Origin of the sequence: Paraburkholderia kirstenboschensis (assembly GCF_032806925.1) — a bacterium.
Taxonomy (GTDB): domain Bacteria; phylum Pseudomonadota; class Gammaproteobacteria; order Burkholderiales; family Burkholderiaceae; genus Paraburkholderia; species Paraburkholderia kirstenboschensis.
The window spans coordinates 1,230,327-1,243,353 of the sequence record NZ_CP136511.1 but is presented as its reverse complement, the minus strand read 5'-3'; the positions used below and the strand labels follow the sequence as shown (position 1 = coordinate 1,243,353).

The 13,027-nt window shown below is 59.5% G+C and carries 13 protein-coding genes; 4 read left to right on the top strand and 9 right to left on the bottom strand.

Annotated elements, in window-relative coordinates; genetic code table 11:
• Positions 1-598 precede the first annotated feature (598 nt).
• Both RW095_RS06125 and RW095_RS41325 read left to right on the top strand, forming a co-directional pair.
• The gene (locus RW095_RS06125) at positions 599-1,651 is read left to right on the top strand and encodes an alpha/beta fold hydrolase (protein WP_317015150.1); all 1,053 of its coding nucleotides are present in this window, start codon (positions 599-601) and stop codon (positions 1,649-1,651) included.
• 373 nt (positions 1,652-2,024) lie between these two features.
• Positions 2,025-2,498, top strand: a complete 474-nt coding sequence (locus tag RW095_RS41325) for an FAD-dependent oxidoreductase (protein WP_394365002.1) — start codon at positions 2,025-2,027, stop codon at positions 2,496-2,498.
• 866 nt (positions 2,499-3,364) lie between these two features.
• On the opposite strand, the gene RW095_RS06120 is transcribed toward RW095_RS41325, so the two are convergent.
• The 6 genes from RW095_RS06120 to RW095_RS06095 form a co-directional block, all read right to left on the bottom strand.
• The gene (locus RW095_RS06120; protein WP_317015148.1) at positions 3,365-3,523 is read right to left on the bottom strand and encodes a DUF2513 domain-containing protein; all 159 of its coding nucleotides are present in this window, start codon (positions 3,521-3,523) and stop codon (positions 3,365-3,367) included.
• Positions 3,498-3,752: a DUF2513 domain-containing protein gene (locus tag RW095_RS06115; RefSeq protein ID WP_317015147.1), complete on the bottom strand. Its 255-nt coding sequence runs from the start codon at positions 3,750-3,752 to the stop codon at positions 3,498-3,500. Before RW095_RS06115 ends, RW095_RS06120 begins: the two co-directional genes overlap by 26 nt.
• Complete coding sequence (locus RW095_RS06110; RefSeq protein ID WP_317015145.1) at positions 3,749-3,901, bottom strand: hypothetical protein; 153 nt, start codon at positions 3,899-3,901, stop codon at positions 3,749-3,751. Before RW095_RS06110 ends, RW095_RS06115 begins: the two co-directional genes overlap by 4 nt.
• A 16-nt stretch (positions 3,902-3,917) precedes the next feature.
• Positions 3,918-5,192 carry an efflux RND transporter periplasmic adaptor subunit gene (locus RW095_RS06105; RefSeq protein ID WP_317015144.1) on the bottom strand — a complete coding sequence of 425 codons (1,275 nt, stop codon included), beginning with the start codon at positions 5,190-5,192 and terminating at the stop codon, positions 3,918-3,920.
• Positions 5,193-5,471: 279 nt separating this feature from the next.
• A complete protein-coding gene (locus RW095_RS06100; RefSeq protein ID WP_317015142.1) occupies positions 5,472-6,866 on the bottom strand; it encodes a heavy metal sensor histidine kinase in 1,395 nt (464 codons plus the stop codon).
• A complete protein-coding gene (locus tag RW095_RS06095) occupies positions 6,863-7,534 on the bottom strand; it encodes a heavy metal response regulator transcription factor (protein ID WP_317015140.1) in 672 nt (223 codons plus the stop codon). The genes RW095_RS06100 and RW095_RS06095 overlap by 4 nt, the downstream gene beginning before the upstream one ends.
• Positions 7,535-8,028: 494 nt before the next feature.
• Here RW095_RS06095 and RW095_RS06090 point away from each other — a divergent pair, with 494 nt between their 5' ends.
• Entirely contained in the window at positions 8,029-8,340 is a 312-nt protein-coding gene (locus tag RW095_RS06090) for a DUF4148 domain-containing protein (protein WP_317015139.1), read from the top strand.
• Between the two features lie 1,105 nt (positions 8,341-9,445).
• Positions 9,446-10,063, top strand: coding sequence for an ANTAR domain-containing response regulator (locus tag RW095_RS41320; RefSeq protein ID WP_394365001.1), 618 nt, complete (start codon positions 9,446-9,448; stop codon positions 10,061-10,063).
• Between the two features lie 81 nt (positions 10,064-10,144).
• Here the strand turns inward: RW095_RS41320 and RW095_RS06080 are convergent, their stop codons facing one another.
• From RW095_RS06080 to RW095_RS06070, 3 genes are all read right to left on the bottom strand, one after another.
• Positions 10,145-10,906, bottom strand: coding sequence for an SDR family oxidoreductase (locus tag RW095_RS06080; protein WP_317015136.1), 762 nt, complete (start codon positions 10,904-10,906; stop codon positions 10,145-10,147).
• A gap of 171 nt (positions 10,907-11,077) precedes the next feature.
• Positions 11,078-11,965, bottom strand: a complete 888-nt coding sequence (glxR, locus tag RW095_RS06075) for a 2-hydroxy-3-oxopropionate reductase (protein WP_317015134.1) — start codon at positions 11,963-11,965, stop codon at positions 11,078-11,080.
• A 52-nt stretch (positions 11,966-12,017) separates the two neighbouring features.
• The gene (locus tag RW095_RS06070) at positions 12,018-13,004 is read right to left on the bottom strand and encodes a 2-hydroxyacid dehydrogenase (protein WP_317015133.1); all 987 of its coding nucleotides are present in this window, start codon (positions 13,002-13,004) and stop codon (positions 12,018-12,020) included.
• Positions 13,005-13,027: the final 23 nt, after the last annotated feature.

Here is a 13,027-nt window from a genome sequence, read left to right as displayed (position 1 = left end):
TCAGATTGATCGATCGCCATAGCGAAGACGCTGGCCGCAGCAGACCACTCCGCGGTTTCCTTCCTCGAGGTTTATTCAACGCCTGCCCGCACGCGATGTCCTTGGCTCCCGAGCTCGTGGCCGAGGGCGGGCGTCGCACAGACCTAAACGCTCTTTCCTGCCGTTCCCACATCGATTGCCGCCAACTGCGGGTCTCCATGAGTGAACGCGTGCCGCCATCGTCGGACCGCCGGTAAGTTTTGAACCGAATGCCACCGCATGATCGCGGCGTCGGTCTTTCTGTCCATAGACAAGTCGATGGATCTGAACCGTTGATGGAGCGGGCCTCAGATTGAACATATGGCACGTATCGGTTGTATAAGGCGCGCCGCGCCTGGCGATGCACCGAAGTGACCGGTATCACGGCTGGCACTTCAGGTGGGCTGGTGCAATTGCACCTCGCGGCATGATCGTTGCGCGGTAGAAGCCGGAAGATCCATTGTTTGTTTGGCCGCGAGAATCGGCGCAGACGAAATTATCGAACATTCACGCCGCGGCAGGGCGGCCGATCTTCTCCTGAAGTGGATCGTCTTCCGCCCGTCGGCATTCCGGAGAAATCATGCGCCGCTCGTTCAACAAAGTTGCCGTACCCACCAAAACCATCGGAGCACTTGCAGCTGCAGCGACCGCCGCCGCTATCAGCGCGCTATGGGTCGAGCATCGCGCCCGCAAAGCCGAACGCGACAACCCGCCCGTCGGCCGCTTTGTCGAAGTGGATGGCGTACCGCTCCACTACGTCGACAAGGGCACCGGGCCCGCTGTCGTGCTCCTGCATGGAAATGCCGTACTGTTGCAGGATTTCATCGCCAGCGGGTTGATCGACCGGTTGGCTGAGCGGTACCGCGTGATCGCGTTCGACCGCCCCGGCTACGGGTACAGCGGTCGGCCACGCGACCGACTGTGGACTGCAACGGCTCAGGCAGCACTGATTCGACAGGCGCTCGTGCAAATCGGCGTCGACCAACCCGTGGTTCTCGGACATTCCTGGGGCACGCTGGTCGCATTGGGTATGGCGGCCGACGGCGCCGCGGACTTACGGGGCCTGGTGCTGGTTTCCGGGTACTACTATCCGACTGCACGCGCCGATGTAGCGCTCGTCGCGCCGGCAGCGCTTCCCATCGTGGGTGATGTCCTGCGTTACACGGTTTCGCCATTGACCGGGCGGCTGTTGTTAAAGCGGACCGTCGAAGCGATGTTCTCCCCGTTGCCCACGCCAGCCGACTTCTTTAACTTTGTCTCCCGGGAAGTGATCCTCCGTCCCGTGCAGATCAAAGCGGAGGCCGAGGATGCCGCGTTCATGATTCCCGCCGCAGCACGGTTCAGTGCCCTTTATCCGGACCTCAAGATGCCAGTCAGCATCTTTGCGGGGGTGGATGACAAGGTCATTGATCCCCAAGCGAATTCTGTGCGATTGCATCGTGAAATCGCGCATAGCACGCTCGTCATCGCGCGTGGGGCGGGCCACATGGTGCATTACGCGGTCCCCGCTGAAATCGTCGAGGCGATCGACCTGATGAGCGCGGGACAGTCCGTGGGAACGGGCGATAGCAACGCCGCCATTGACGAGACGTCGGCGGCTGAGAGGTTGCCGGTCGCGCCGGCGGAAGCATAACCGGGAGTCGCGCGCGCCCACGCTTTCTTGTCCTGTGTGAACAGGGAGTCGTCTGCTGTGAGCAGCTTATGGAGCTTCGTTTGCGAATGACCAGTTCAATTGACTGTTAATCGTCGGCGGCGCGGGGCCCGCCGGCCTGACCGCCGCCTTATATCTTGCTCGCCCGCATCGAAGAAGGAGCGGTGCGCTTCGTGCATGCTAGCCGTGTGTTGCTGGCCGCAGGCATTCGGGATGGACTGCCATCGGTACCCAACGCGGCGGAACTGACGCGTCGGGGTCTCTTTCGATTCTGCCCATTTGTGACGGTTACGAGACCGATGGTCAGCGCATCGCAGTGGGGCCAGCGAAATGTGCGCTATCGCATGCTGTCTTCATGCGAACGTGCTCGCGCGACGTTTCCGTGGTGGCGTCCGACTTCGATGCGTTATCGGGCGCTGAAGTGGATTCGGCTGTCGCCAGTGGTATCGGTTTGATCGAGCTATCGCGACTTGACGAATCCGAAGGTGCCCATCGAGGGGTTCAGATCATCAGTCTCGATGGAGCCGCTGTTTATCCCGTCATGGGCTGCAATGCTCGGACCGACGTGTTGGGACTGAAAGTGGAGCGGGACGACGACGGAATGGTGCGAACCGACAAACATCAGCGGACTAGCATCCGGCATCTTTACGCGGCTGGCGACATCGTCAATACCCTCAATCAGATCAGTGTTGCCTCGGGCGAAGCGGCTCAGAACCCCAGTGATGCGGCTACGGCGGCTGTTTGCTATCGTAGAGCGAATCGGGTAAGGACGCGCAGGCTACCGCTGGTCGCACAGCGGGTTCACTGTCACGCAAATCCTCCAGCATGATCGAACAATGATGTAATGATCATGCACTGCGCTCGGCGCCGCCGAGCCTCGTGCTTCGTCTCGCACAGCAATGTTGTCACTGGCCCATGCCTGCCAGGACAAGGCCGGAACCTCCGAGGTGACACTATTGCTTCGTTCGGCTGCAAAGTAATGTCGTCACCTCGCACCAGTCCGAAGTAAACTTGTCAGTTGGCGTTCGGACTCGACTGCTACCTCCTCGAGCGGATGGCGAGCGTTGTCGGCGGTTTGCGAAGCTTTGAGCGTCTTACATTGCCACGTTCCTTCCTGGCAGAAGATGGGGCGCGCGTTGCCCGATCCCCAGTAACGGTCAGCTTACCTAAATCATTTGTACTACTATCAATACCGGCCTCCGACAAGATTTGTTCAAAATCGTGTTCGGGTTTCGAACGGTAAAAATATCAACGGGCGGTGCATCGATGTAGCGCAAGTGCATGTGTGCGAATCGAGACTAACAGTGCCTGATGCCCAAATCGACGCAGCACCTGCATCTCAACGCAAGCCTCGTTGGGATAACTTATGGTTGTGCGCAATCCGGCTCGCTTTACGCGTCTCGCTCCCCGCTAGCTTTCGCAACGAAGCCTGCGATGCGCAAGGACCATCGTTTCCATCGCTCGACATTTCAACAAGCGTATGGCAAGGCAGAATTTGCCCTTGGGAGCGAGAATCGCGACTGCAGCTCGCGGACTTGGGCGAACAGTGCCAGTGCTTTGGTGAGGCGGAAGCTTCCTCTGTTCGTCACCCCGAAGCAGTCGTGTGAAATACGCGCAAATGGGTTTTGACAACATTGCTTCGCTTTTGGTGACGACTTTACTTTGTTCTACGGCAAGGGCTGTATTAGCCACCGATCACCCCTTGATCTTGCCCTCGAGATAGCTTTTCGCGGGAGACACGAGCAGATCCACCGGGAAACCACCGGCCGCCGATGCGGCCTGCCGGATCCGGTTCCACACATCCGGGCTGCGCATGGCATCGAGAAAGTCATGGCCCGCCCAGGTCAGGCGCAAAAAGCCCAACCCCGGGGCCGAATCCGGGACCCAACATGCCGAAGTCCAGCCCTCCCGCATGGATGAAACGGGCCTGCTCCAGCAGCGACAGGTGATAGTCGATCTGTTCCGCCGTGTAGCCTTCGACGCTCACCTTGGTGGCGTCAACCACCACCATTCCAGCGGTCGGCACTGGCAGCGTCTCCAGCTTCAGCATCAGCTCGCGGATCAGGTCCATGTCGCGCTTCATCCCTGCTCCCGGCCACCTTCAATGATGTGCTCGCGGTACTTTTCCTTGAGGGCTTTTACGACCGGGAGCCCGGCGACAATCAGTACGGCAACGAAAATCAAAACAGCGGCGCAATTTTTCAGTGCCGCCTCGACAAGTTTGGTAATCATGGCGTGCGCTCGCGGATCAGCCTTCGTCGGGAATGGTGCTCTTCATGAGCGCGGCCTTCAGCCAGTAGCTGCCGTCGGCGACGATGGAGGTGCCGGCCGACAGGCCACTGACAACCTGTGTCATGCCGTCGGCGGCATAGCCGGTGCGAACGGCGCGCCACGCGAAACGGCCGTTGCCGGTAGGGATGAATACGGCTGGCTGTCCATTCACATCCTGGAGCGCCGCGTCGGGTACAAGCGTCGCGTCCCGACCGAGCGGCGCCTGGATATCGACCGTGCCGAACATATTGGCGCGGAGTGCGCCGTCGCCATTGGGCAGCTCGCAGCGGACCGCGACTGTGCCGGTGTTGGTGTCGACCTGGTCGGCAACATCGATGACGCGGCCGGTGAACTGTCGATCGCTATACGCATCAATGTGAACGAGCACCGTCTGACCGGGGCGTACTTCTGCGGCATCGCGTTCAGGGACGTTGGCTTGCACCCACATCGTCGAAAGATCGGCCAGCGTCACAATCGGCGACGACATGTCGACGATGTTGCCGGCGGCGGTGCCCACGCTGCTGATCACACCGTCGAACGGCGCGACTAGCGCCCCCAGCGAATCGCCCGGAGTCTGCCGGCCTAGCGTGTCCGTTCCATTGCTTCGGCTCGCCGGGGCACCGATCGGCATCAGGCGTTGCTGCATGCCTTGCCACTTTTGCAGGTCTGCGTGCCGCGACTTCAGCATGGCCTGTGCATTGACCGCAGCGGCACGGCGGCGGTCGAGCTCGCTCTGCGCGATGCCGCCTCCGGTGACGAGCTCGGTGCCGCGCTGCAGTGCTGCATTGGCCGCATCGGCTGCAGCATTCGCGTCCGCCACCGCGGCGGACGCACTTGCGACCTGACTACGCACGTCGCTCAAGTCGAACTCGTCCAGTGTGGCGAGCCGTTGCCCCGCGCGTACATGGTCGCCCGCGGCAACATCGACAGCGACGATCCTTGCCTTTGAAGGAGAGCCTAGCTGCGCGAGCCGCTTCGCGTTGAACGCGACAACACCGGTAGCGGCAATCGTATGCACTCCGGGCCGAAGCTCCGCTTTCGCGAACTGCAATTTGACGTTCGCGAGCGCCTCGGGCGACAGGTCCACGGTATTGGGCAGAGGCGCAGCCTGATCGACTGCCGTGGCTGGCGGCGCTGACCCGCTAGCCGCGGGGGAAGTCCGCGAGTGGAGGGAAAACAAGGCACCGCAAAGAACGAGGATGCCCGCTGCACCGACAGACAACTGCAGACGGTTGCGATAGCGGATGTTCACGAAAGCTCTCGATGGTTGAACAAACGTTGGGACGCCGAGGGATCGCGACCGCTTCCCTCAGTGCGGGAGAGCGTATTTTCGTGTTGAGCGTCTGATTGCGAGGTGGCGGGGAGATGTCATTTCGGACATCTTGGGGAGGCAAGCACAGATTGCGCCGTTGGTTTGCGGACGGAAGGCGGACGCGGCGCGAGCCAGGGCGCGCCGTCTTGAGCGGATCAGCTAACGGAACTCTGCGAGAAAAGAATGCCGCGCGATTGCGCGGCACGGCGACTCAGGGTGTCACTCGGTAACGCAAGGAAAGTAAAGCGTGAAGGTCGTCAAGCCGGTGCGGCTCACGACGTCGACCCGGCCACGATGCAACTCCATGATCGATCGCACGATGGCGAGGCCCAGTCCCATGTTTTTCGCCGACCCTTGCCGCGCGGAATTGACTCGATAAAAGCGGTCGAAGATCTTGTCGATATGCTCGGGCGGGATGGTCTGGCCGGTGTTCGTGACTTCCACGGCGACATACTCGTCAGACCGGTAGGCGCGCAGCGCGATCTTCGATTCGGCGTCAGCATGCGCAAGCGCGTTCGATACCAGGTTGCTGAGGGCGCGTCGAAGCATCGACGGATCGGCGCGAACCTGGATCGCGCCGTCGATGGCGAATTGGACGCCCTTGTTCTCGGCCACTCCTTCAAAGTACGAGGTGAGCCTTGCGAACTCTTCATGGCAATCGAGTACGCCCAGCCGAAGCAGTTCCTTTGAATGGTCCGCTCGCGCGAGGAACAGCATGGTCTCGATCATCCGTTGAAGGCGCTGGCATTCTTCGATGTTCGAGTCGATCAGTGTTTCGTACTCCTCGGTGGATCGCTCACGCGAAAGAGTGATTTCCGATGCGCTGATCATGTTGGCAAGCGGAGTGCGCATATCGTGCGCCAGATCGGACGAGAACTGCGAGAGTTGCGCAAATGCACGTTGAAGCCTGTCGAGCATCCGGTTCACCGGACCCGCGATGTCATGGAGTTCGACGGGTCCGCAGCCGATATCGAGGCGCTCACCAAGATTGTGGGCTTCAATGCGCGAGATTCGTTGGCCGATGGTTTTGACCGGCCTCAATCCCCGCTTTGCGATGGCGTAGCCGAGCAGACCCATCAGCGCGGAACCACCGAGGAGCACGAGCCATACATCGCCTTGATAATCGCGAAGGACGGAGTAGCGTTCCTTCGCTTCATGGGCGAGCAGCACGCGAATCGGTTCACCTGAAGGCAACGTTTCGTCGCCGAATACGCAGCGAGAAGGCCCGATGGACGGGGGAGAGCATGAATAAGTCTGTTGTTCTGCCGGATTGCCAGACCCAATCGAACGCAAGGGCTGGTCCCCACGGCTCAGGTCGGCCAATATCCTTCCTTGACCATCCAGTATGGCGAATGAGATTGCGGGATGCGCGAGCAAGGCCTCGCGAAACACGCCGCTATTTTTGCCGATCGCCTCTGCCGAGCCGTATCCGCGGGCTGCGGCGAGAAACCCGCCGAGCTGGACTGAAATCTCGCTGTCGTCGCGGTCCATGAGTTGGCTCGACAGCGAATGATAGAGAAGGGCGCCGGCCAGCGAGAGCACCAGTACGGCGACGACGGTAAAAGCGACACTCAGACGCCTGAGCAGCGAGTACGCTCCGTCGGCGGCAGTCATGGCCGTTCTTCCATCACATAGCCCATGCCACGGACCGTATGGAGCAGTTTCTTCTCGAATGGGTTGTCGATCTTTGCGCGCAGACGTCTGACAGCCACTTCAACGACGTTCGTATCGCTGTCGAAGTTCATGTCCCAGACGTGTGACGTGACGACTGCGCGCGTGATCACTTCACCCTGCCTCTCGGCGAGGAGTTTCACGAGCGTGAATTCCTGCGCGGTCAGGTCGATGCGGACGTCACCGCGGCGCACACGGCGCCTGAGGAGGTCGATTTCCATATCGCCGACACGCAGCACAGGGTCGACCGATTGCGTGGGTCTGCGCAGCACCGCGCGAATCCGCGCGAGAAATTCGGAATAGACGAACGGCTTGGCCAGGTAGTCGTCCGCCCCCGATTCAAGTCCGGCGACTTTGTCTTCGACCGCATCGCGCGCCGTCAGGAGGAGCACGGGTGTGCGTTTTTTCGCTCGCAAGCGCTTGAGCACCTCGAACCCGTCGATGCCCGGGAGCATGACGTCGAGTACGATGAGGTCGTAGTCTTCATGGAGCGCAAGGAACAAACCGTCGTTGCCATCGTTAGAGACATCGACGGTGAAGCTTGCCTCCATCAGCCCTTTGCGAAGGTACGAGGCCATCTTCGGTTCGTCTTCGACGATCAGGATACGCATGATGAAAACCCTTTCGCACAGCAAGTCGTGCATTCAATGCGGATAGTACATGACGCTAATTGCATCTGCGCAGCGTATCGCGTTGAGGCAAAGTCAATTGGGTTATGGGAAACGCTTCAGCAAGGCTCTTCGAAACAGCGGACAGGTAATTGTAAAAAGACTTCCTTGCGTCAAGATGGACCGGAAATGACAAAAAAGTCATAAATCGGGACACTTATCCGGTCATGGATCGAGCGCAGTGGACGATGACAATGCGTGATCTACTGGCTGTCGTGTTCGGCGAACGTCCGCGTCTCATGGATGCAAGGAACAATTGGCGGCTGACTCCCGGCGTCCAAATCCAGACAGGACATCGATTCAACGTGAGCGCCAGCACGCGTCCACTTTCGCTATGCAAAATAGCCGTTGCTCACTCCCGTTGCGGCGAGGCGGGAGATCAATGGTTTCGACCACTGCTAAAAGCCGACCAAACCCACATTCTGAGGTAATCCACGATGAAGTCGTATTTATATGCTGCCCTGGTTACGGGGCTGCTCGCACTCCCGACCGCCTCCTTCGCTCAGAACGCGAGTGTGTCAGTGACGCGTGCGGACGTGCAGTCGGACCTGATCAAGTTGGAACAGGCCGGCTACCGGCCGAGCAAACTGAATTATCCCGCCAATATCCAGACGGCAGAGGCCCACCTCAACGCGCATGACGTGATGCCATCGAGCAACCCCGACGTGGGTGGCGTGTTGAGTGGCTCTTCGCAGGAGGGTGCGCCCATGACGATCGCGGATGCCCACTCGATCTATTCCCATCACTGATACTGATCGCCAGTGCACACGGTGACCATCAGGTTGCTGATGCCGGTCTTTTTTCTGGCCTACGTCAAACGGTTTGATCAGGTTATGCGGAAGCCACGAGCCGGCAGGAGAACCAGGCTCAGTTCGGCCATGTGATTGCCGAACTGAAAGCGCCGGAGAACGTAAGTACCTTTCGTGCACATCTGATAGTCGCGTCAGCAGCGGCGATTTCGATCCAGTTGGTTGCGTTGACAGCCATTTTTGTAGCTGGCGCACCGGTGCACTTCTTTGGGACAGGCATTTTCCGTCTGACAGCGGCTGTGTTGATACAAAGCATAGTCGCAGTGACGAGGTACGTTGCGCGGAGCGCCTTCGTGGCTGCCATCGATCGAAACGACGTTACATTTCTCGGTGCTCAACGCCGGCGACCTTCGGTTTTGACGAATGACTCGTATTAATGCCGGCCGTATCTCGGACCCAATCAGAATTGGCGTCCTGTATTCCCTCGCGGTGCTTATACGTCCGTATAACCGGGGTACTCTAGTGCGGCATTGGCATATCCAACCGTAGAGTAGATTCGCCCTCGGGCTCGGCCTAATCTTCTCTCATCGCTACACCCTCGCCGTTACATCAGCGGAAGCTCGCGGTTCGGCCCCCGACATGGCGCTTCCGGATGCCCGCCCGACCGATTTCCTCGTTGGCGCCTTCAAGGAATCATCGTGTCACATGTTCTTCATAGCCGGATCCATATCGAAAGCAACTCATACGACGGGTACGCGATCGTGCGGTGGCATGGCAGGACCGTTTATCGCCGTACGGTCGGCTTCTCCTCAGTACGTATGCAATGGCCGCGCAGTCAGAGCCTGTTTGACCGCTACCTTTGTTCGACGACTTTTTCACTCTCTCCTGAAGAGGGGCGCGATCTTGAACGCTGAACACAATGCGAATTTGCACATGCTTCCTCCGGGCCCCGACGATGCATTCAACCCAGTCGAGGTAGGGCCCGCAGACGAGGCTGCGAGTCTTGCTTCACTGGCTCTGCGACGCGTACTGCTGAATACCGATCCCAGTGTCATATTGTGCAGCGCGCCGGAGCGGCCCGCAGACACGGGTCGCGCGTGCTTACATGCAAGGGCGGAACGATGAAGTGGACCGCGGATACCTTAGCGATCCTGCGCGATTTGCGCTGACTGAACGTTGTTGTGATTCATCCACAGGATCGGATGGCGACGAGCTTGTCGCGCAACTCCAATGCATTGGGTGCGACGTGGAGGTCTGCTGGCCGACACTCGACAGCTTGCCCTTCGGAACCGGGCTAGTGCTGATGGCGCTGCGCCCCGAAACCCGCTCGGTCAATTTCCCGTGGCTTGGAACCATCATGTCGCCGCCTGTGATTCCGGTGGTGACCTACGAAAATCCGATCACCGTCGCAGCGGTGCTGCGCCTGAACGCGCTGGCGGTGATACCGTCGCCGGTCCGCTCATTCGGATTGTTGACCTCGATTGCGGTGGCGTTGACGCAATGTCAGGCATTGCGAACGCGCGATCGATACATTGAACGGCTCGAGAAAAAGCAAGCGAGCGTTCGGGTGATCCAGCAGGCCACGCAGCTCGTGATGGAAAGGCGCGGCGTATCGGAAGAACACGCGTATCAGTTGCTACGCTCAAAGGCGATGCTCAAGCGCGAGCAGATCGAGGTGGTAGCAAGCGAGATCGTCAAGGCGCACGAAACGCTGACTCTTTAGCCCACAAGAATCGTCTCCCATGCGCAAGCTGCACACCGCAGACACATGCCGCGCCACGCGCCCGCGGCCGTTGTCTCGTTGCTACCCACGCCCGACAAACGGCATCTTGCTAGCCATAACGGTCATGAACTGCACGTTCGCATCGAGTGGCAAATCGGCCATATAAAGGACCGCGCCAGCGACGTGCTCGACATCCATCAGCGGTTCGACGGCAATTTCGCCGTTGGCCTGTGGCACTCCCTTTGCCATGCGTGCCGCGAGATCGGTGAGAGCGTTGCCGATGTCGATCTGTCCGCAGGCGATATCGTACTTGCGTCCGTCGAGTGATGTCGATTTGGTCAGGCCGGTGATCGCGTGCTTGGTGGCCGTATAGGCGATACTGTTGGGACGTGGTGCATGCGCGGAGATCGAGCCGTTGTTGATGATACGTCCGCCGCGCGGCAGTTGCGTTTTCATCAGCGCGACGGCAGCGCGCGTGCAGAGGAAGGCACCCGTCAGATTCGTGTTCACGACGGCGTGCCAATCATCCAGACTGAGTTCGTCGATATCGACGGCCGGTGCACCGCGGCCGGCATTGTTGAAGAGAAGATCGAGGCGGTTGTAGCGTTGTCGTATCGCGTCGAAGAGGGCGGCGACGCTAGCGGCGTCGGTGACGTCGGTGGGAACGGCAAGTGCCTCGTGTCCGAGTTGCTGCGCCTCGTCGGCTAGCGCCTCGAGGGGTGCCTTGTTTCGTCCAGCGAGCACCACACGGTAGCCGTGCTGAAACAGCCTGCGAGCGGTGGCGCGTCCGATACCACTGCCTGCTCCAGTGATCAACGCGATCTTGCCGACTTCTGAACTCATGAGACAAACCTCCATGTATCAATACGATGCACATACGATCAACACGCGCAATACAGTAGTCGCGAGTTCTATCGCAATGGTAAAAGCGGGTTGGGAAAGCCGATTTCATCTGGAAACGCCGGGCAGCGTATGGCCGGCCCAGTCGCGTCCATTCATAACGACAGGTAGCGATTAGTTGCTGGCGATTTCGTGGCTGGACAGCAATTCGATTGCCCTGCACAGAGCCGAGTGGTCGAGCTTGCTCATCCCGTTCGCGGCGCAGGCGTTCATCAGTTCCTGCGCGGACGCAGTATGAGGCAAGGAAACGCCAAGCGCCTTGGCGCCCTGCAAGGCGAGGTTGAGGTCCTTCTGGTGCAGTTCGATGCGGAAACCCGGATCAAATGTCCGCTTGATCATCCGCTCGCCGTGCACTTCGAGAATCCGCGACGCCGCGAAGCCGCCCATCAGTGCCTGACGAACTTTGACCGGATCCGCGCCGGCCTTCGAGGCAAACAGCAACGCTTCTGACACCGCCTGAATATTCAGGGCGACGATGATCTGATTCGCCACCTTGGTGGTCTGGCCATCGCCGTTGCCGCCGACGAGTGTGATGTTCTTGCCCATCAGTTCAAACAACGGCTTGACCTTGTCGAACACCGCCTGCGACCCACCGACCATGATCGTCAGCGACGCGGCCTTCGCACCCACTTCGCCACCCGATACCGGGGCATCGAGATACTGGCATCCGAGTTCGTTGATCTTTCTGGCGAACTCCTTCGTCGCAATCGGCGAAATCGAACTCATGTCGACCACAATCTGGTTCGCACGGAGTCCGCTTGCGACACCGTTTTCCCCAAAGAGCACTGACTCCACGTGTGGGGTATCGGGCACCATCAGGATAACAATGTCGGCTTGCTGTGCCACCGCGTTGCCGGACTCGCAGAGCGTCGCGCCATTCTCGATCAAGCCCGACGGCGCGGGGTTTCGATCATGCACAAAGAGTTGATGGCCGCCTTGCTGCAGATTGGCGGCCATTGGCGCACCCATGACACCCAGACCGATGAATCCAACTTTTGCCATAACTTCCTCTTCAATGAGTTCTTCTTAAATCGTTCACAGTGGCGACAAGCTATTACGCCGCGGAGCGCAATACTTCGGGGTTGAGACAGGTCTGCGGCTTCTCGCCTTTCAGAACGCTGATGACGTTTTCCGTCGCGATCTTACCCATCGCAAGGCGCGTCTCGATCGTCGCGGAAGCGATGTGCGGTACGACAAGCACGTTATCCAGGCTGCTCAATCCTGGCTCGAGTTCGGGTTCGCGCTCGAACACGTCGAGGCCGGCCCCCCAAATTACCTGGTCGCGCAGCGCGGCAACCAGTGCCTTTTCATCGACCAGCGGACCGCGGGCTGCATTGATCAGGATGGCTGTGCGCTTCATCTTCGCAAGCTCAGCCGCGCCGATGTAATGCTGCGTTTCCGGCAGGAGCGGCAGGTGCAACGACAGATAATCGGACTCGCACAGGAGCGTTTCCTTGTCGACGAATGTTGCGCCGACCTGACGTTCGATTTCGGGATTGCGCTGTGCGTCGGCGTAGATCACCTTCATGTCGAAGGCGGCCGCCTTGCGCGCAAATTTCGATCCGATCCGACCCATGCCTGCGACACCCAGAGTTTTGTTGTCGACGTCCTGGCCGATAAATGCCATCGGCGCCCATCCTTGCCACTTATCCGCACGCACGAAGCGTTCGGACTCAGAGATGCGCCGTGCTGTCGCAAGCAATAGCGCCCATGCATGGGTTGCCGTGGCATCGTCAAGCACACCCGGCGTATTGGTCATGATCATGCCGCGTTGGGTCGCCGCCTGCAGGTCGAAGTTGTTGAAGCCAACCGCGTAGTTCGCGAAGATCTTGCATTGCGGGCCGGCCGCATCGAGCACTTCGCCGTCAATTGTGTCGGTCAGTAGGGTGATCACGGCGTCCCGACCCTGCACTGCTTTCAGCAGTTCATCGCGCGTGAGTGCCCGATCATGCGGATTGACCTCGACGTCGTGAAACTGCCGCAGATCGTCAATTGTCTCTTGCGAGATCATGCGTGTCACATAAACGTTAAACCGTTTCATTGATTGCTCTCTTGTTGAGGCAC

Coding starts and splice junctions, on each gene's coding strand:
- RW095_RS06125 (WP_317015150.1), top strand. CDS start 599: ATGCGCCGCTCGTTCAACAAAGTTGCCGTACCCACCAAAACCATCGGA.
- RW095_RS41325 (WP_394365002.1), top strand. CDS start 2,025: ATGCGAACGTGCTCGCGCGACGTTTCCGTGGTGGCGTCCGACTTCGAT.
- RW095_RS06115 (WP_317015147.1), bottom strand. CDS start 3,752: ATGAAGCGCGACATGGACCTGATCCGCGAGCTGATGCTGAAGCTGGAG.
- RW095_RS06110 (WP_317015145.1), bottom strand. CDS start 3,901: ATGATTACCAAACTTGTCGAGGCGGCACTGAAAAATTGCGCCGCTGTT.
- RW095_RS06100 (WP_317015142.1), bottom strand. CDS start 6,866: ATGACTGCCGCCGACGGAGCGTACTCGCTGCTCAGGCGTCTGAGTGTC.
- RW095_RS06095 (WP_317015140.1), bottom strand. CDS start 7,534: ATGCGTATCCTGATCGTCGAAGACGAACCGAAGATGGCCTCGTACCTT.
- RW095_RS06090 (WP_317015139.1), top strand. CDS start 8,029: ATGAAGTCGTATTTATATGCTGCCCTGGTTACGGGGCTGCTCGCACTC.
- RW095_RS41320 (WP_394365001.1), top strand. CDS start 9,446: ATGCAAGGGCGGAACGATGAAGTGGACCGCGGATACCTTAGCGATCCT.
- RW095_RS06080 (WP_317015136.1), bottom strand. CDS start 10,906: ATGAGTTCAGAAGTCGGCAAGATCGCGTTGATCACTGGAGCAGGCAGT.
- glxR (WP_317015134.1), bottom strand. CDS start 11,965: ATGGCAAAAGTTGGATTCATCGGTCTGGGTGTCATGGGTGCGCCAATG.
- RW095_RS06070 (WP_317015133.1), bottom strand. CDS start 13,004: ATGAAACGGTTTAACGTTTATGTGACACGCATGATCTCGCAAGAGACA.